General features: G+C 68.8%; 16 protein-coding genes and 1 pseudogene. 5 read left to right on the top strand and 12 right to left on the bottom strand.

Annotated features, from left to right (window positions below):
* The first annotated feature begins 86 nt into the window (after positions 1–86).
* Positions 87–1,301, top strand: coding sequence for a phosphoserine phosphatase SerB (serB, locus tag AB0I77_RS10850; RefSeq protein ID WP_363282109.1), 1,215 nt, complete (start codon positions 87–89; stop codon positions 1,299–1,301).
* 61 nt (positions 1,302–1,362) lie between these two features.
* Here the strand turns inward: serB and AB0I77_RS10855 are convergent, their stop codons facing one another.
* From AB0I77_RS10855 to AB0I77_RS10870, 4 genes are all read right to left on the bottom strand, one after another.
* On the bottom strand, positions 1,363–1,881 hold the full coding sequence (locus tag AB0I77_RS10855) for a histidine phosphatase family protein (protein WP_363282110.1): 519 nt from the start codon (positions 1,879–1,881) through the stop codon (positions 1,363–1,365).
* A 65-nt stretch (positions 1,882–1,946) separates the two neighbouring features.
* Entirely contained in the window at positions 1,947–2,153 is a 207-nt protein-coding gene (locus tag AB0I77_RS10860; protein ID WP_363282111.1) for a hypothetical protein, read from the bottom strand.
* A 183-nt stretch (positions 2,154–2,336) separates the two neighbouring features.
* Positions 2,337–2,453, bottom strand: coding sequence for an SGM_5486 family transporter-associated protein (locus AB0I77_RS10865; protein ID WP_363282112.1), 117 nt, complete (start codon positions 2,451–2,453; stop codon positions 2,337–2,339).
* 110 nt (positions 2,454–2,563) lie between these two features.
* Complete coding sequence (locus tag AB0I77_RS10870) at positions 2,564–4,159, bottom strand: MFS transporter (protein ID WP_363282394.1); 1,596 nt, start codon at positions 4,157–4,159, stop codon at positions 2,564–2,566.
* Positions 4,160–4,202: 43 nt separating this feature from the next.
* Here AB0I77_RS10870 and AB0I77_RS10875 point away from each other — a divergent pair, with 43 nt between their 5' ends.
* Positions 4,203–4,940: a FadR/GntR family transcriptional regulator gene (locus AB0I77_RS10875; RefSeq protein ID WP_363282113.1), complete on the top strand. Its 738-nt coding sequence runs from the start codon at positions 4,203–4,205 to the stop codon at positions 4,938–4,940.
* A gap of 31 nt (positions 4,941–4,971) precedes the next feature.
* Here the strand turns inward: AB0I77_RS10875 and AB0I77_RS10880 are convergent, their stop codons facing one another.
* From AB0I77_RS10880 to fabG, 3 genes are all read right to left on the bottom strand, one after another.
* Complete coding sequence (locus AB0I77_RS10880; protein WP_363282114.1) at positions 4,972–5,334, bottom strand: hypothetical protein; 363 nt, start codon at positions 5,332–5,334, stop codon at positions 4,972–4,974.
* Between the two features lie 189 nt (positions 5,335–5,523).
* Positions 5,524–6,291, bottom strand: coding sequence for an enoyl-ACP reductase FabI (gene fabI, locus AB0I77_RS10885; RefSeq protein ID WP_363282115.1), 768 nt, complete (start codon positions 6,289–6,291; stop codon positions 5,524–5,526).
* A gap of 5 nt (positions 6,292–6,296) precedes the next feature.
* The gene (gene fabG / locus AB0I77_RS10890) at positions 6,297–7,001 is read right to left on the bottom strand and encodes a 3-oxoacyl-[acyl-carrier-protein] reductase (RefSeq protein ID WP_363282116.1); all 705 of its coding nucleotides are present in this window, start codon (positions 6,999–7,001) and stop codon (positions 6,297–6,299) included.
* A gap of 267 nt (positions 7,002–7,268) precedes the next feature.
* Here fabG and AB0I77_RS10895 point away from each other — a divergent pair, with 267 nt between their 5' ends.
* Positions 7,269–8,795 carry a TldD/PmbA family protein gene (locus AB0I77_RS10895; RefSeq protein ID WP_363282117.1) on the top strand — a complete coding sequence of 509 codons (1,527 nt, stop codon included), beginning with the start codon at positions 7,269–7,271 and terminating at the stop codon, positions 8,793–8,795.
* Between the two features lie 60 nt (positions 8,796–8,855).
* Here the strand turns inward: AB0I77_RS10895 and AB0I77_RS10900 are convergent, their stop codons facing one another.
* From AB0I77_RS10900 to AB0I77_RS10920, 5 genes are all read right to left on the bottom strand, one after another.
* Positions 8,856–9,983 (bottom strand): site-specific integrase, encoded by a 1,128-nt coding sequence (locus AB0I77_RS10900; RefSeq protein ID WP_363282118.1) that lies wholly within the window; start codon positions 9,981–9,983, stop codon positions 8,856–8,858.
* 167 nt (positions 9,984–10,150) lie between these two features.
* On the bottom strand, positions 10,151–10,312 hold the full coding sequence (locus AB0I77_RS10905; protein ID WP_363282119.1) for a helix-turn-helix domain-containing protein: 162 nt from the start codon (positions 10,310–10,312) through the stop codon (positions 10,151–10,153).
* A gap of 20 nt (positions 10,313–10,332) precedes the next feature.
* Positions 10,333–11,826: a replication initiator gene (locus tag AB0I77_RS10910; RefSeq protein WP_363282120.1), complete on the bottom strand. Its 1,494-nt coding sequence runs from the start codon at positions 11,824–11,826 to the stop codon at positions 10,333–10,335.
* Between the two features lie 1,091 nt (positions 11,827–12,917).
* A complete protein-coding gene (locus tag AB0I77_RS10915) occupies positions 12,918–13,199 on the bottom strand; it encodes a hypothetical protein (protein ID WP_363282121.1) in 282 nt (93 codons plus the stop codon).
* A 313-nt stretch (positions 13,200–13,512) separates the two neighbouring features.
* Positions 13,513–14,694, bottom strand: a complete 1,182-nt coding sequence (locus AB0I77_RS10920; protein WP_363282122.1) for a helix-turn-helix transcriptional regulator — start codon at positions 14,692–14,694, stop codon at positions 13,513–13,515.
* Positions 14,695–15,033: 339 nt separating this feature from the next.
* Between AB0I77_RS10920 and AB0I77_RS10925 the strand changes: the two are divergent.
* Positions 15,034–15,300 (top strand): annotated as a pseudogene (locus tag AB0I77_RS10925) (metallopeptidase TldD-related protein); the annotation flags it as partial.
* The gene (locus AB0I77_RS10930; protein WP_363282123.1) at positions 15,297–16,691 is read left to right on the top strand and encodes a metallopeptidase TldD-related protein; all 1,395 of its coding nucleotides are present in this window, start codon (positions 15,297–15,299) and stop codon (positions 16,689–16,691) included. The pseudogene AB0I77_RS10925 and the gene AB0I77_RS10930, both read left to right, overlap by 4 nt.
* The last annotated feature ends 39 nt before the right edge of the window (positions 16,692–16,730 follow it).

Consider the following 16,730-nt stretch of genomic DNA (forward strand, 5'->3'; position numbering starts at 1 on the left):
TCATCGGCCCGCCGCCCAGTGTTTCCTGTCCGCTAGTCGGACCGCAGGAGCAGAGGGCACGGCGTGCCGGATACGGTGGGAACACCATGAGCGCTTCGCAGACCTCGACCTCTGACGTCCCCACCCTTCTCGTCAAGATCTTCGGGAAGGACAGGCCGGGCATCACGGCCGGACTCTTCGACACCCTCGCCGCCTACTCCGTCGAGGTGGTCGACATCGAGCAGGTCGTCACCCGTGGCCGGATCGTCCTGTGCGCGCTCGTGACCGTGCCGCCCCGCGGGCTGGACGGAAATCTCCGGGCGACCGTCCACAGCTGGGCGGAGTCGATGAAAATGCAGGCGGAGATCATCTCCGGCCTCGGTGACAACAGGCCGCGCGGGCTGGGGCGCTCCCTCGTCACCGTGCTCGGGCATCCGCTCACCGCACAGGCGACGGCGGCGATCGCCGCCCGTATCACCGGGACCGGCGGCAACATCGACCGTATCTTCCGGCTGGCCAAGTACCCCGTGACGGCGGTCGAGTTCGCGGTGTCCGGCGTGGAGACCGAACCCCTGCGCACCGCCCTGGTGACCGAGGCGGCGGCACTCGGTGTCGACGTCGCCGTCGTCGCGGCCGGACTGCACCGGCGCGCCCAGCGCCTGATCGTCATGGACGTCGACTCGACGCTCATCCAGGACGAGGTGATCGAGCTCTTCGCCGCCCACGCCGGCTGTGAGGCCGAGGTCGCTGAGGTGACGGCGGCCGCGATGCGCGGGGAGCTGGACTTCGAGCAGTCGCTGCACGCGCGCGTGGCGCTGCTCGAGGGGCTGGACGCCTCGGTGGTGGACAAGGTGCGCGCCGAGGTGCGGCTGACGCCGGGCGCGCGCACGCTGATCCGCACGCTGAAGCGGCTCGGCTATCAAGTGGGCGTCGTCTCGGGCGGATTCACGCAGGTCACGGATGATCTGAAGGAGCGGTTGGGGCTGGACTTCGCCCAGGCCAACACGCTGGAGATCGTCGACGGGAAGCTGACGGGCCGGGTCACCGGCGAGATCGTGGACCGGGCGGGCAAGGCGCGGCTGCTGCGCCGGTTCGCCGCCGAGGCGGGCGTACCGCTGGCCCAGACGGTGGCGATCGGCGACGGCGCCAATGACCTGGACATGCTCAACGCGGCCGGGCTCGGGGTCGCCTTCAACGCCAAGCCGGTGGTGCGCGAGGCCGCGCACACCGCGGTGAACTTCCCCTTCCTGGACACGGTCCTGTATCTGCTGGGCGTCACCCGCGAAGAGGTCGAGGCGGCGGACACGCACGACGAGAACTGAGCCGTCCGGAAGGAAGGGCCCGGCACCGCTGCGGTGCCGGGCCCTTGTCACGCGGGCCGGATCACTCGGTCGGTGCCCAGTAGTCGAGCAGGGTGGCCACGCCCGGCTCCAGGGCCTTCCAGGAGCCGTCGTACGACAGGACGACGAAGGCGGCGGCCGGGAAGCCGCGGCGGCTCATCCGGTCGCGGGCATCGCCCTCGGCCGAGCCGGCCAGGATGTCGGCGAGTCCCTGGACGCCCGGGTTGTGGCCGATGAGCACGACGTTCTGCGCCTCGTCGGGGGTTTCGTTGAGCACGGCGATCAGTTCGCCGGGTGAGGCCTCGTAGACCCGCTCCTCGTAGACCGTTTTCGGCCGCTGTGGGAATTCCTGGACGGCGAGCTTCCAGGTCTCGCGGGTCCGGACCGCGGTGGAGCACAGGGCCAGGTCGAAGGGGAGGCCGGTGTCGGCGAGCTTGCGTCCGGCGACTGCGGCGTCCTTGCGGCCCCGCTCAGCGAGCGGCCGCTCGTGGTCGGCTACCTGTGGCCAGTCGGCTTTCGCATGCCGGAAGAGGACAATCCTGCGGGGTTCTGCGACGCTCATAGGATCCAGCTTCGCATGAAACAGGCCATGGGGCGCAGGGAGTTGACGGGCGGCTCCGCACGTGTTCAGAGGCCTGTCAGCTGCTGTATGTGCTCGAAGAGACGGGTGACGGCGGGGTCACCGGCCGCCGCCTGCGCGTCCGTCGGGTTGAGAATCAAGGCCAGGAGCACGATGAAGGCGAGCGTCGGCAGGGCGAGCGCCCACCAGGGCAGCCGGATGTCGATGCGGCCCCGGGTCGCCGGGCGGGGGCGGGGGTATGTAGGGGCCGACATGGATGCCTCCGCGGGTCTTCGAGTGGTCCGTGGTCCGCCCTCTTGCGGTCACATCTCGAAGTTACGGAATTCTCGGCCCTCAACCCATCCGGTGATCCACCCAGTTGACCCTGACACTCGCCCCCTAGGGGATGGTGGTGGTAGCCCCACCACGCACCCGGCGGAAGAGCGCGCGGGGCGAGGTCACGGCGAGGCGATCGTCGCGATGATGGCGATGACCACGAAAATGGCGAAGAACGAGCCGAAGACGAGCAGCATCTTCCTCTGGCCGTTCTGGGGGTTCGGATCGAGCACTGGCATGCGGCAAGTCTCGCACCCGTCGCCGGCAGCGGATCCGCCGGGGTGAGGTCGACGGATCCCCCGAATCCGCCGGGTCCACCGGACCCCCCGGATCCGCCGGATCCCCGGAGTCAGCGGGCCGCCTCGTCCTCCACGGTGCGGTCGCGTCCGGCCAGGACGCCCACCACCATCTGGGGGATCATCAGGCAGGTCATCAGGGCGATCGGCAGGCCCCAGCCGCCGCTGCTCTGGTAGAGCACGCCTACCAGGAGCGGGCCCGGGATGGAGATCAGATAGCCGGTGCTCTGCGCGAAGGCCGACAGCTGGGCGACGCCGGCGCCGGTCCTGGCCCGCATTCCGACCATCGTGAGGGCGAGCGGGAAGGCGCAGTTGGAGACGCCGAGCAGCACGGCCCAGGCCCAGGCGCCACCGGCCGGGGCGAAGTAAATGCCGGCGTATCCCGCCAGGCCGCAGACGCCGAGCGCGATCACGATCGGGCCCTGGTGCGGCAGCCGGCTGGCGACGCGCGGGATGACGAAGGCCAGCGGCACGCCCAACACCATGATGACGGCGAGCAGCAGCCCGGCCGTGTCGGCGGCAACGCCCGCGTCGCGGAAGATCTGCGCCATCCAGCCCATCGTGATGTAGGCGGCGGTGGCCTGGAGCCCGAAGAAGACGGCGAGCGCCCAGGCGATACGGCTCCGGGTGATCCGCAAGGCAGCCGACGGCTCCTCGCGCGCGGCTTCCCCTTCCCGACGGGACGCGCCGATCGGCGCGCCGCTCCGGTCCGCAGCGCCCCGGTCTGCCGTATCCCCGTCCGCAGCGCCCCGGTCTGCCGTGTCACGGTCCGCAGCCCCCCGGTCTGCCGTGTCACGGTCCGCAGCGCCTCGATCCACAGCGCCCCTGTCCGCCGTATCCCCGTCCACAGCACCTCGATCCACAGCGCCCCTGTCCGCCGTATCCCGATCCGCAGCACCTCGATCCACAGCGCCCGGGTCCGCAACGCCTGGGTCCGCAGTGCCCCGGTCCCGTACATGCGGGATCCACGGGAGCACGGCCGCCGCCGCCGGCACGGACCACGCCGCGAGCCCGGACTGCCAGCTCCCGCCCAGCACGTTCGCCATGGGCACGGTCACGGCCGCCGCGGCCGCGGTGCCGAGGGCCATTGCCATCGAGTACAGGCCGGTCATGGAGCCGACCCGGTCGGGGAACCAGCGCTTGACGATGACCGGCATCAGGACGTTGCTGACCGCGATGCCCATGAGCGCGAGGGCGCTGGCGGCCAGGAAGCCTGCCGTGCCGACTGTGTCGCCCGCGTACGGCCGTATGAACAGGCCCGCGGCGATGGCGACCATGCCGGCGCAGACCACCGCGCCGGGTCCGAAGCGGCGGGCCAGACGGGGGGCCATGACGCCGAAGACGGCGAAACAGAGCGGGGGTACCGAGGTGAGGAGCCCGGCCACGCTGCCGCTCATGCCGAGGCCGTCGCGCACCTCTTCGAGGAGGGCGCCGAGGCTGGTGATGGCGGGGCGGAGGTTGAGGGCGGACAGCACGATGCCGACGACGACGAGTCGTGTCGCCCACGCGCGCGTGGCGGGTACCCGGGGAACCACCGCTCCCTGTGAGTCGGTCGCGGTCGAACCTCGTGCGGTCGTGGACTTCGTCGTCCGGGTTTCCTCACGCGCCATGCGGACCATCATAGAATCATAGGATGATTGGCTGTCCATCCCCTGGGGGCTCGCTTCCAGCCCGGCCGTGCGAAGGTGTGCCATGCCCCTGAGCCATCCCCGCCGGTCGGCACTGTCCGAGCAGGTCATCGCCGCACTGCGCAACCAGATCACCTCGGGCGAGTGGCCGGTCGGCTCCCGGATCCCCACGGAACCCGAGCTGGTCGAACAGCTCGGTGTCGCCCGCAACACCGTCCGCGAGGCCGTGCGCGCGCTCGCGCACAACGGCCTGCTGGACATCCGCCAGGGCTCGGGCACCTACGTCGTGGCGACCAGCGAGCTGGCGGGCGTGATGCACCGCCGCTTCGCCGACGCAGACCCGCGGCACATCGCCGAGCTGCGCGCCACACTGGAGTCGGCCGCCGCCCGGCTGGCCGCCGAGCGGCGCACGGAGAAGGACCTCAAGCAGCTCGACGCGCTCCTGGTCCGGCGTGAGGAGGTCTGGGAGTCGGGCGACGCGGAGGCCTTCGTGACGGCGGACGCGACCTTCCACCTGGCGGTGGTGGCCGCCTCGCACAACGACGTGATGACCGCGATGTACGCCGATCTGGGCGAGGTGCTGCGGGACTGGCTGCGCGACGACGTCGGCGGAGAGCTGACGCCGGAGACGCACATGGACCACGCGCGGCTCGTCGACGCGATCCGCGCGGGCGACGCGACGGCGGCGGCCACGGAAGCCGCCAGCTATCCCTTCCTGTGCCGTCCGGGCCGGTTCGACACCTCTGCCGCCCCTGCCGCTCCCACCGCCCCTACCGCCGGTGGCCCCGTGCCCCATTCCTGAAGATCCCGCTTCCCTTAGAGATCCCGCTCCCTTAGAGATCCCGCTTCCGGTGGCTGACCCACACCGAGCGGACCTCTTTCCAGCAGCGGCCGGTCAGGCGCACCGTCTGCGCGGGACCGGCCTCGACCGGGGCGCCGTCACTGTCGACGTCCCACCAGCGGGCGCACTCGATGTGCAGGCTGACGCCGTCGGTCCGCGGATACGGGTTGTGGCAGTACGCCGTCACATGGGAGCCGGTGATTCTGCTGCGACACGTGGCACCGAAGAGCTCCGGCTCGCCGGCCTGCCGTTCCTTCCGTGGCTCCACGCGCGTGTGCGGCGTCGCCTCGTACGGCAGGGACAGCACGAGAGAGACCGCGACGGTCACTGAGGCCAGGCAGCGGGACAGGCGCACAAGGGGACCTCCTCGGCCGGGCTGGGGAGGGAAGCGCGTGGTGAACGCGTACTCCAGAGTGCGCGGTTGTGGCTTCGCTCCGCCCGGCCGGATAGGCCGAACGGGCGACGCCCCGCTCCCCGCACACTGCGGGAAACGGGGCGCCGACGACGTACCGGAAGTACGGGAAGCGCGGGAAGCGCGGGAAGATCACGCGCCGATGGCGTGCAGACCACCGTCCACGTGGATGATCTCGCCCGTGGTCTTCGGGAACCAGTCGCTCAGCAGGGCGACGATGCCGCGGCCGGCCGGCTCGGGGTCCTTGAGGTCCCACTCCAGGGGGGCGCGGTCGTCCCAGACGGAGGCCAGCTCGCTGAAGCCCGGGATGGACTTGGCGGCCATGGAGCCGATGGGGCCCGCGGAGACGAGGTTGCAGCGGATGTTCTGCTTGCCCAGGTCGCGCGCCATGTAGCGGCTGGTGGCCTCCAGGGCGGCCTTGGCCGGGCCCATCCAGTCGTACTGCGGCCAGGCGAACTGGGCGTCGAAGGTGAGGCCGACGACGGAGCCGCCGTTCTGCATCAGCGGCAGGCAGGCCATGGTGAGCGACTTCAGGGAGTACGCCGAGACGTGCATGGCCGTGGCCACGGACTCGAACGACGTGTTGAGGAAGTTGCCGCCCATGGCATCCTGCGGCGCGAAGCCGATGGAGTGGACGACGCCGTCGAGGCCGCCGAGCTCCTCGCCGACGATGTCGGCGAGGCGGCCGAGGTGCTCGTCGTTGGTCACGTCCAGCTCGATGACCTTGGTGGGCTTCGGGAGCTTCTTGGCGATGCGCTCGGTCAGCGTGGGCCGCGGGAACGCGGTCAGGATGATCTCGGCGCCCTGCTCCTGGGCCAGCTTGGCGGCGTGGAAGGCGATGGAGGACTCCATCAGCACACCGGAGATCAGGACGCGCTTGCCCTCGAGAATTCCGCTCATGGTGATCAGTGACCCATTCCCAGTCCGCCGTCAACGGGAATGACGGCTCCAGTGATGTACGAGGCGTCTTCCGAGGCGAGGAACCGCACCGTCGCGGCGACCTCCTCGGGCTGCGCGTACCGGCCGAGCGGCACCTGCTTCACGATGCTCTCGCGCTGCTCGTCGGTGAGCACCTTGGTCATGTCGGTGTCGACGAAGCCGGGTGCGACGACGTTGAAGGTGATGTTGCGCGAGCCCAGCTCGCGGGCGAGGGAGCGGGCGAAGCCGACCAGGCCGGCCTTGGAGGCGGCGTAGTTCGCCTGGCCGGGACCGCCGTACAGACCGACGACCGACGAGATGAGGACGACCCGGCCCTTCCTGGCGCGCAGCATGCCGCGGTTGGCGCGCTTGACGACCCGGAAGGTGCCCGTGAGGTTGGTGTCGACCACCGAGGTGAAGTCCTCCTCGGACATGCGCATCAGGAGCTGGTCCTTGGTGATGCCGGCGTTGGCGATCAGCACCTCCACCGGGCCGTGCTCGGCCTCGATCTCCTTGTAGGCCTGCTCCACCTGCTCGGGGTCGGTGATGTCGCACTTGACGGCCAGGAAGCCGGCCGGCGGCTCACCCGAGCGGTACGTGATCGCGACCTTGTCGCCGGTGTCGGCGAATGCGCGGGCGATGGCGAGGCCGATGCCCCGGTTGCCTCCGGTGACGAGAACCGAGCGGCTCAACGGATCACCCTTTCGATAGCGGTATGACACACCCGCCCGAACACCTGGATGACAGGCGGCTTCCCCGAAAACCTATCGGTCCCGGCCCGTGTGCGGACAATCGGGCACCCACAGTGGCTTACGGGGCTGACTGTCGGGTCCCTACAGAAAGATGCGGACTCCAGGCGGAAACGTGTGGTCGTCGGACCGGCTCGCGCGACATGATCGGAGCAACCAAGGGTCACGACAACGGGTCACGACAACAAGGGACAACAAGGAGAGACCTCGGTGCCTCATACGATCGACGAAGCCTTTACGGCGCTTCCCCTACGCGCCCTGGCGGACGCCGCGCTCGCACGCGCGCGTGCCCTCGGCGCCGAGCACGCGGACTTCCGGTTCGAGCGGGTCCGCAGTGCGTCCTGGCGGCTGCGGGACGCCAAGCCCTCCGGGTCGTCGGACACCACCGACCTCGGGTACGCGGTGCGGGTCGTGCACGGCGGGACGTGGGGGTTCGCGTCCGGGGTGGATCTGAACCTCGACGCCGCCGCCAGGGTCGCGTCGCAGGCCGTCCAGATGGCCAAGCTCTCCGCCCAGGTGATCAAGGCGGCGGGATCGGACGAGCGAGTGGAGCTCGCGGACGAGCCCGTGCACGCCGAGAAGACGTGGATCTCCTCGTACGAGATCGATCCGTTCTCCGTGCCCGACGAGGAGAAGTCGGGACTGCTGGCGGACTGGAGCACACGCCTGCTGGCGGCCGACGGCGTCAACCACGTCGACGCCTCACTGCTCACCGTCCACGAGAACAAGTTCTACGCCGATACGGCCGGGACGGTGACCACGCAGCAGCGCGTCCGGCTGCACCCGCAGCTGACCGCCGTGTCCGTCGACGAGTCGAGCGGCGAGTTCGACTCCATGCGGACCGTAGCGCCGCCCGTGGGGCGCGGCTGGGAGTACCTCACCGGCACCGGCTGGGACTGGGCCGCGGAGCTGGCGCGGATCCCGGAGCTGCTCGCCGAGAAGATGCGGGCGCCGAGCGTCGAGGCGGGCGTCTACGACCTGGTCGTCGACCCCTCCAACCTGTGGCTGACCATCCACGAGTCCATCGGCCACGCCACCGAGCTGGACCGCGCGCTGGGCTACGAGGCCGCCTACGCCGGCACCTCCTTCGCCACCTTCGACCAGCTGGGCAAGCTCCGCTACGGCTCCGAGCTGATGAACGTCACCGGCGACCGCACCGCCGAGCACGGCCTGGCGACCATCGGGTACGACGACGAGGGCGTCGAGGGCCAGTCCTGGGACCTGGTGAAGAACGGCACGCTGGTCGGCTACCAGCTGGACCGGCGGATCGCGCGGCTGACCGGCTTCGAGCGGTCCAACGGGTGCGCGTTCGCCGACTCCCCCGGGCATGTGCCCGTGCAGCGCATGGCCAACGTGTCACTGCGGCCGGACCCGGCCGGGATGTCGACGGAGGACCTGATCGGCGGGGTCGACCGCGGGATCTACGTCGTCGGCGACCGCTCCTGGTCGATCGACATGCAGCGCTACAACTTCCAGTTTACGGGTCAGAGGGCATACACGATCCGGAACGGTCGCCTTACGGGGCAGCTCCGGGACTTTGCATATCAGGGGGTCACGCCCCAGTTCTGGGGCTCCATGGAGGCTGTGGGAGGACCCCAGACCTACGTGCTAGGAGGGGCTTTCAACTGCGGAAAAGCCCAGCCGGGGCAGGTCGCTTCCGTGTCTCACGGGTGTCCGTCCGCACTGTTTCGAGGTGTAAATATCCTGAACACTGCAAACGAGTCCGGCCGCGCCTGAGAGGGCGGTCGTTCCGACTCGAAGTCTGCACCAGGTCGACACGCGATCACAGCGAACCTCCTACGCCACGTCGTCCCAGTCCTCGATGTCGTCCTCGGAAGGCGTCAACGAGGGCGGGACGATGAGGCCCTTGAAGGGCTCCAGCTTCAGGCCCAGGCGGTTGTGCATGGTGCGGGCGCCTCGGTCCATGGCCCGGCGGACGAGGTGCCCGTAGACCAGCTCTGTCGTCCTGGTGGTCCGGTGCCCGACCCACGCCGCGATCTCGAAGAGCGGGATGTCGGCGTGGATCGCTTCGGAGACGAAGAAGTGCCGGAAGCTCTTCGGGGTGTACTGCGGAGTGCCCGCCAGCTTGGCCGCCGCCTTGAACTGGTCCAGGAACCAGTCATAGGACGGGTGGCGGTCGTTCAACCGAGGTGACTCGAAGAACCACCCCCGGTCCCCCCAGGTGCCGAACGCGTCGATGTGATCGTTGAAAATCTCGTTGATCGACTCGGGCACTGGCGTACGCCGCGCCTGATCGAACGTCCGGTGCTTCGTACCCCGCTTCACTCCGCGCCGGTAGCCGGAGATCTCCTGACAGCCGTAGGCCGAGACCTGGTGATCCACGGCGAGGATGCTGCGCTCCCAGTCCATGGACTCGTCGGCCAGCGCCAAGGACTCCCCCGGGCGTGTCCCACAGCCCGCCATGGCCCAGAAGCCAGCGCGGATCAGCTTGGGGGCTTCCGCGATGATCCCTAGCACCTCTTCCATGGTCGGAATGTCATCGTTGGCGACCGGGGTGAGTTGCTGGCCCGAACGCCTCCGGGGGTTCGCCTTCTTGCAAGGATTACGGCCGATGATCTCGGCCGCCACCGCGTAGTTGAAGACGGACGAGAGGACGTTCTTACGTCCGTTGATGCCGGTCTCCTTGTAGCCTCGTTCCTTCTGGTCCGCCTCCCATTCCTGGATGGTCGTCGGGGTGATGCTGGCGATCGGCTTGGCCCCGAAGAACGGGCCGTAGTGGTTGCCGTAGACGCTCTGGTAGTTCCTCTTCGAGGACTCTTCGAGCGTCCCCGCCTCAACCCACTCGTTCCAGATCTCGGCGAACGTCCGCTGCCCCGCCTTGGGGTTGATGTACGTCCCCAAGTCCTTGTCCCGCTCGACCTTGACCGCGAACGCCTCCGCGTCTTCGAGCTTCTTGAAGGACACCTGTCGAGGCTTGCCTGCCCTGCCCCCGGGCTCCCGGTACGTCACCCGGTACGGCTTGTGAGGGCACGTGGGTTTCTTGCGCCGGGGGCAGGAGCAGTCTTCCTTCTTGATGGTCGCCACGCTTGTTAACCCTCCACATGTTGATTGGTTAATGACTGATCGTCAGCCTAGTCGTGCTGCATACGCGCCTCAACCCAGTTGTGCAGATCGCGAGTTCGGAAACGGACGTGCTTGCCGACCTTGAGGTACGGGATGCCCCAGCGTCGGTACGAGTCCATGAGGACCCGCTTCGTGACACCGAGCTCTGCGGCTGCCTCATCCGGCGTCATGAGCAGGTTGCTGCCACCCCTCACAGCCACTCACCCCACTGCGCCGCGTCCTCCCGCGCCTCCCTGGCCAGTTGGCGACTCATGGCGTGATCTTCGGCGATACCGAGGACAAGGTCAGCCTCGGCGGGGGTGTAGCCGGAGCCGACGTAACGCCAGGTCGATTCCGTGACCACGTCCGGGCCGTCCGTGGGCTTGCTGTCGCCCTGGCGGTAGTCGGCCCGTTCCTCGCGAAGTGCGCCGTACGTGGTGGAGTAGCGGCGGGATTTGGTGAGGATGTGGCCCCGGTAGCCGAGGTTGTGAGCCCAAGGGCGGAGCCGGAGGTGTTCCAGTTCGGCGAGGCCGCCCAGGCGCCAGCAGGTACCCATCAGGGCACGTACGTGACTGTTGACGACCGCCGCGCGGATGTCCTCCAGGCTGGTGACCCGGTAGTCCTGTCCGGCGCCCGTGTCGGCCGCGCCCTTGGTGACGTACTTGGCCACGTACCCGGCGACGGCCGAACCTGACGGAACGTCACTCTCGGGGAGGGGATGGATGGGGTGGGCGTCGAACTGCCCTCCCCAGCCGACTCGTTCCGTGCCGTACGCCTCGGATTCGGGCACCGTGGCGAAGCTGGACGCGGCGGCATGCTCGACCGCATCCAACAGCGCACCTTCTGTCGCCCAGGCCGGGGCAGACGAGCCGGGACCGTCCGGGCCGTCCAGGCGCACGACGGCATGGAAGTGGATGGCCGCGCGCCGCTGGAACTCGGCGACCTTGGCGAACGACACCACCAGGTGCTCACCGAGCCTGGAACGCGGTATCCCACCAGCCGAGGCAAGGTGACGCCGTACGGCGGTCGTGAACCGGTTCCACAGCCGCCCGGCGTGCGCGTGCCACAGCACATGGCCCACGTAGTCGTAGCAGTCCGGGCACAGCGGCAGACCCACTTGCGGGTCATCCTCGGTGTGCACCAGGCCGCAGCCGAGGCGCCGCCCATGGTCGCAACGCGGATCATCCCGGCGAGGACGGCACCGCTCCCCGTCCAGCACACGGTGCACCGGCCCGAACGACGGAGCGGTCAAAGTGGCGAACAGCCGGGGATGATCCTTCACCGACTCGGGCACACCCTTGCCGCCCGACAGGCCCGCACGGACGAGCTGGAACGTGTCCCCGGCATGCAGGCGAGAGCACGGCTCACACACCGAGGCACGCCGGTTACGGCAGCGCACCGCCAGCCGCTCACCCGGCTCCCCGTCCGTCGAGTAAGACGAGATCACCTCACCTGTGGCGGCATCACTGATGACCGTGGAACCGGACAGGTAAATCGGATTTGCACAGCCACCGATGGCTTTGATCTGCTCCTTCCAGCGCGAGAAGAGCGGATCGTTGACGAGCCGTATAAGGTCACGGTCCGCCTCTGAGAGAGCTTGTAGACGTAGTTCGCGTGCCAGCACGCCGGAACGCTCGGCCAGAGCGGACGACGCGGCGGACGGGCTGAATGTGCGTGTGGCGCTGTTGCCGTATTCGGCAGACATGACGCGGCCTCCAAAGCCTCGAATCAGGAAGTAGGTAACGGGCGTTCATGGGCTTCTCTCCTTTGCGCTTACAGGGCGCGTATCTTGCATACGCCCTGGTCAGGCGCATCCAACTTGCCTTTGAATCATATGAGTTGACGCCAACAGCGGCCTGTGATTTATCCGTGATAAATACCACCGGCTCACTGGGAACTTCGCGAAAACCGCGCCGAAACCGGCCGGAGTTGGAACCGCATCAGCATGTGCCCATTCAGGGCGGGGGCAGCTTGTCAACCGAATTGCCGTCGGAGGAAGGGCATCTGAGGGCGTGTCCGGAGGGCGGCAGTCGCGCGGCTCCGGTAGCGGTGAACTGAGCTTGTCTGTCCGGCCGGTTGGGCAACGTGCCATGCGCCCATCGGGAGAGCGGGGGCGGTCATCGGTTGGGGGCGTGGCGTAATCTGGCTTTACTTTTTCCAGGGCGCGCCTTCGGCGCGCCGCCGGATGCGGCTTGCCGCACCCCGGCCCGGCATGCGGCCTTCGGCCGGTCCGGTCCGGGGCGCCGCCGCCCCGGCGCACACCAGGCGACACCGGAGACGTGCGCCAGCTCCAGCACGACCCACCTTGCCCGCCCCGATCCCGAGGACTGTGGCCCGAGGCTCACGGCCTCCAGCAGCTCAGCCACCGACCCGGACCACGACCCCCACACCGGCCAGCCCAAGAGCCCGTCCCGAGCACTGTCGGGCGGCTCGGCCCCGTTCTGAAGAGACGAGGCTGATGTTCACCCTCATGGGCTGGGGCCGACGGCCTGCGAGGATTTTAGGCAGCCACCATGGGGCGAGCCTCGAAGAACAGGGGGCCGATCGAGCTATTGCGGGCAGGTCCCAAAGACTGCCCGATCCGCTGGCGAGCGTAAGGCCCCCTGTTCACTCGCCCCATGGCAGCTCCAGCCCAAAATCCTCTCCGGTCGGCGGCGTGCCCACAGCGCGCCATCACCGCACCACAGGCCCAGACAGCAGTGAGCCCCGTCCATGGCCCCAGAGGGAGGGGGAGGAGCCATGGACGGGGCAGCCGACTCGCTGAGCCTTGATTCGCCGTCGCTCAGTGAGCCGGGGTCATTCGTCCCGTGTCACATGAGCGTGATCGGCCACGGCACGGCCGTCCGGCACGGTCTGAACGTGCGCAGGTGACGCCATCAGATGCGCCGCTACCTTCTGCACCACGTCAGCGTTCCACGTTCCCAAGGCCACCATCGGACGCCCGTCCGGCGCAACACGCGGAGCCAGCCAGCCAAGATCCCGCCTCGGAATCCCGATCGCCAGCAGCGCCTGACACAGCACCTCGTGCGCGTCAGCAGCGGCCTTCTTGCTGCTCCTGTAGATCTCCATGGGGATCACTGCCCCCCTCCTTGGGGGCGCAGGCCGTGTGCCAGTAGGCCACGACCGGAGACGAGTCCCGACGAGCCAGCATCCCCCTACGACAGCTCTCAAGGGACTTGATCGGCACACCGCATGCCGGGCACGTTTCACCGGCCGGGGCGTAGGTCGTGTACTCCCACTGACGCGCGTCGGCATCGACCGTGGTCATGCGCTCACGGACAGCTGTCTCTGCTGCTCTACCTTGGGTCGCCATGCATATGACGCTATGTAACGGCAGGAACACACCTCAATGGCACTTCGATGGATGACCAACCCGAAGTGCCACACCGAGTCACACCGGTACGCCGATCGCGTCAGCCAGGTCCCGCATCTCCTGCGTGAGGGTGCGCCGACGCGCGATCACTCGGCCGAAGATGTCCCGCGCGTAGCGTTGGTTGGGCAGCCACTGTGGAGCGTCCGCGCGGATGCCCTGCAAGACCTCAACCGTCTTCGCGTAGTCACGCGAGCGGGCATGCGCCTCTGCCACGTCCAGGAGGTGACGGTTGCGGTTGTTGGAGGTGGGCCGCATACCGCTGGTCGGGATGCGCTTCGAGAGCTTGAGTACCAGGTCAGGCTTATCGACGATCATGGCATTCTCAGCCCGCTTCAGAGCCACCGTGACCGGCCCGAACGCCTGCAAGAAGTCGTCGCGCGGAGCGAACTCCCGGCCCATCGCGACCGCCGCCGAGTTGGCGTACCGCAACGCGTCTTCGGCCTCCCCAGACCGGTTGTCCCGGATCGCAGCAGCGGAGGCCCGCAGCAGCAGCCAGCCCCAGGCGCTCAGCTCCGCCGGGGTCGCCCGCGAAATGCGAGGCTCGACCTCATCCGCCCACCGCGTCGCCAGCTCCCGCGCCTCAGACAGCCGACCGCGCCGCAGCAAGAGCCAGCACTGTGTGCTTACCGTCGCCGCCGCCTGAAGCCGATCCGACGACTCCTCTAGCGACCGGGACAGGGCGATGTCGGCCGCCTCGAACTGCCGAGTCTGTGTGAGCAGCCAGCCTGTGAGCTGTGAGAGCCGGACGCGCAAGGCCCGCCCCTCCGGACCACTCTCGGCGATCAGATCAGCGTCCCGCAGCAAGGGCGGAAGGATCACGCTCAGCTCTGCGAAACGATCACCGGAGAAGAGCGGCAGGGCTGAATCCAGCGCGTCCCGAACACCGCCCACGGTCGGCTCTTCCGTCGCACCGTCCGCCCGTACCGGCGCCACGAGCGCACGCCGGACAGCCTCCCAACGATCATCAGCGCCAGGCGCCGTCTCGGGATCGTCCTCATGATCAGCAATGAGGTTCGTCGTCGGCACCCGCAGGGTCTGCGCCAGCCGACGCGCAGTCTCCAGGCGCGTGTCAGCCCGCTCCCCTTGCTCCAGCTTCCGAATCAAGGACAGGGACACGCCTGACTCGCTCGCTAGCTGACGCTGCGTCATGCCGCGCCGCTTGCGTACATCCTGAAGCCGCTTGCCAATCTCGGCACTCATGATTCGAGCGTACGGCGCCCGCCGTCCGTCCGGGCAGCCTTCACCGCTCGTCACTCCCGCAGGCTGCCTTGTCATGCGGCTGGAGAGTCTGAGGTCAGGGCGATATCCGCATCCAAGTCCGGACCGCCGATGGGTAGTCTCTGATGCGATCTGGAGCCAGTCTCCGGGACCCGCCCCAGGTAGCCCCGAGGCGGGTCCCGGAGGTCGACACCAGGTCATCACCAGACCCCGTACCGTCCGGTTTCAACCCGTGTGAACAGGGATTGAGGGTAGACCGTGAATAACCGCCTGACCTGCACAAACGCCGATCAGAGAGGCATGCCCCCTGACCCTACGGAGAACTTCCAGTTCACCGGGCAGCGGTTCTTCAAGATCGAGAACGGGCGGATCACCGGGCAGCTGCGGGACGTCGCCTACCAGGCGACGACCACCGACTTCTGGGGCTCGATGGCCGCGGTGGGCGGTCCGCAGACGTACGTCCTGGGCGGCGCCTTCAACTGCGGCAAGGCCCAGCCGGGGCAGGTCGCGTCGGTCTCGCACGGCTGCCCGACCGCTCTCTTCAGGGGCGTCAACATCCTCAACACGACCCAGGAGGCCGGTCGATGAGTCCTCGTACGAACAAGCCGCACGAGATCGTCGAGCGTGCTCTCGAACTGTCCCGGGCCGACGGCTGCGTCGTGATCGCCGACGAGCAGTCGACCGCCAATCTGCGCTGGGCGGGCAACGCGCTCACCACGAACGGCGTCACACGCGGCCGTACGCTCACGGTCGTCGCGACCGTCGACGGGCAGGAGGGCACGGCCTCCGGTGTCGTGTCGAGGTCCGCCGTGACGCCGGAGGAACTGGAGCCGCTGGTCCGGGCCGCCGAGGCCGCCGCGCGCGGTGCCGGGTCCGCCGAGGACGCACGGCCGCTGGTCACGGACGTACCTCAGTCGCCCGACTTCACGGACGCGCCCGCCGAGACCTCGTCCGCCGTGTTCTCCGACTTCGCGCCGGCGCTCGGGGAGGCGTTCGCACGCGCGCGTGCGGGCGGCCGCGAACTGTACGGCTTCGCCAACCACGAACTGGTCACCAGCTATCTCGGTACGTCGACGGGGCTGCGGCTGCGCCACGACCAGCCCAACGGGACGCTGGAGCTCAACGCCAAGTCGCCGGACCGTACGCGCTCGGCGTGGGCGGGGCGCTCGACGCGGGACTTCAAGGACGTCGACCCCGCCGCGCTGGACGCCGAACTCGCCGTACGCCTCGGGTGGGCCCAGCGGCGGATCGAGCTGCCCGCAGGGCGGTACGAGACGCTGCTGCCGCCGACCGCCGTCGCGGACCTGCTGATCTACCAGATGTGGTCGGCCTCGGGCCGGGACGCGGTCGAGGGCCGCACGGTGTTCTCCAAGCCGGGCGGCGGCACGCGCGTGGGCGAGAAGCTCACCGAACTGCCGCTGACCCTGCGCAGCGATCCGAACGAACCGGGTCTGGAGTCCACGCCGTTCGTGCTCGTGCACTCCTCCGGGGGCGATCAGTCGGTGTTCGACAACGGGCTGCCGCTGGCCTCCACCGAGTGGGTCCGCCAGGGCGAGCTGAGTCACCTGCTGACCAGCCGGCACAGCGCGGACCTGACCGGGCTGCCGGTCGCGCCGGGGATCGACAACCTGATCCTGGACGGGGGCGAGGACCGCACCCTGGAGGAGATGGTCGCGAACACCGAGCGCGGACTGCTGCTGACCTGCCTGTGGTACATCCGCGAGGTCGATCCGGCGACGCTGCTGCTCACCGGGCTGACCAGGGACGGCGTCTACCTCGTCGAGAACGGCGAGGTGAGCGGCGAGGTCAACAACTTCCGGTTCAACGAGTCGCCGGTCGACCTGCTGGGCCGGGCGACGGAGGCCGGGCGCACGGAGAAGACGCTGCCGAGGGAGTGGAGCGACTGGTTCACCAGGGCCGCGATGCCGACGCTGCGGGTGCCGGACTTCAATATGAGCTCTGTCAGTCAGGGCGTATAACCTCGTAGCCGATAGTCACTCGACTACCCGAAGATCATC

This window comes from Streptomyces sp. NPDC050619 (genome assembly GCF_040654815.1).
Classification (GTDB): Bacteria; Actinomycetota; Actinomycetes; order Streptomycetales; family Streptomycetaceae; genus Streptomyces.

What these genes read in the sequence shown, in the direction of transcription:
- AB0I77_RS10865 (WP_363282112.1), bottom strand. Translation starts at nt 2,453, where the DNA reads ATGCCAGTGCTCGATCCGAACCCCCAGAACGGCCAGAGGAAGATGCTG.
- AB0I77_RS10920 (WP_363282122.1), bottom strand. Translation starts at nt 14,694, where the DNA reads ATGAGTGCCGAGATTGGCAAGCGGCTTCAGGATGTACGCAAGCGGCGC.
- fabI (WP_363282115.1), bottom strand. Translation starts at nt 6,291, where the DNA reads ATGAGCGGAATTCTCGAGGGCAAGCGCGTCCTGATCTCCGGTGTGCTG.
- AB0I77_RS10910 (WP_363282120.1), bottom strand. Translation starts at nt 11,826, where the DNA reads ATGTCTGCCGAATACGGCAACAGCGCCACACGCACATTCAGCCCGTCC.
- AB0I77_RS10855 (WP_363282110.1), bottom strand. Translation starts at nt 1,881, where the DNA reads ATGAGCGTCGCAGAACCCCGCAGGATTGTCCTCTTCCGGCATGCGAAA.
- AB0I77_RS10930 (WP_363282123.1), top strand. Translation starts at nt 15,297, where the DNA reads ATGAGTCCTCGTACGAACAAGCCGCACGAGATCGTCGAGCGTGCTCTC.
- AB0I77_RS10905 (WP_363282119.1), bottom strand. Translation starts at nt 10,312, where the DNA reads ATGACGCCGGATGAGGCAGCCGCAGAGCTCGGTGTCACGAAGCGGGTC.
- AB0I77_RS10875 (WP_363282113.1), top strand. Translation starts at nt 4,203, where the DNA reads ATGCCCCTGAGCCATCCCCGCCGGTCGGCACTGTCCGAGCAGGTCATC.
- AB0I77_RS10860 (WP_363282111.1), bottom strand. Translation starts at nt 2,153, where the DNA reads ATGTCGGCCCCTACATACCCCCGCCCCCGCCCGGCGACCCGGGGCCGC.
- serB (WP_363282109.1), top strand. Translation starts at nt 87, where the DNA reads ATGAGCGCTTCGCAGACCTCGACCTCTGACGTCCCCACCCTTCTCGTC.
- AB0I77_RS10870 (WP_363282394.1), bottom strand. Translation starts at nt 4,159, where the DNA reads ATGGACAGCCAATCATCCTATGATTCTATGATGGTCCGCATGGCGCGT.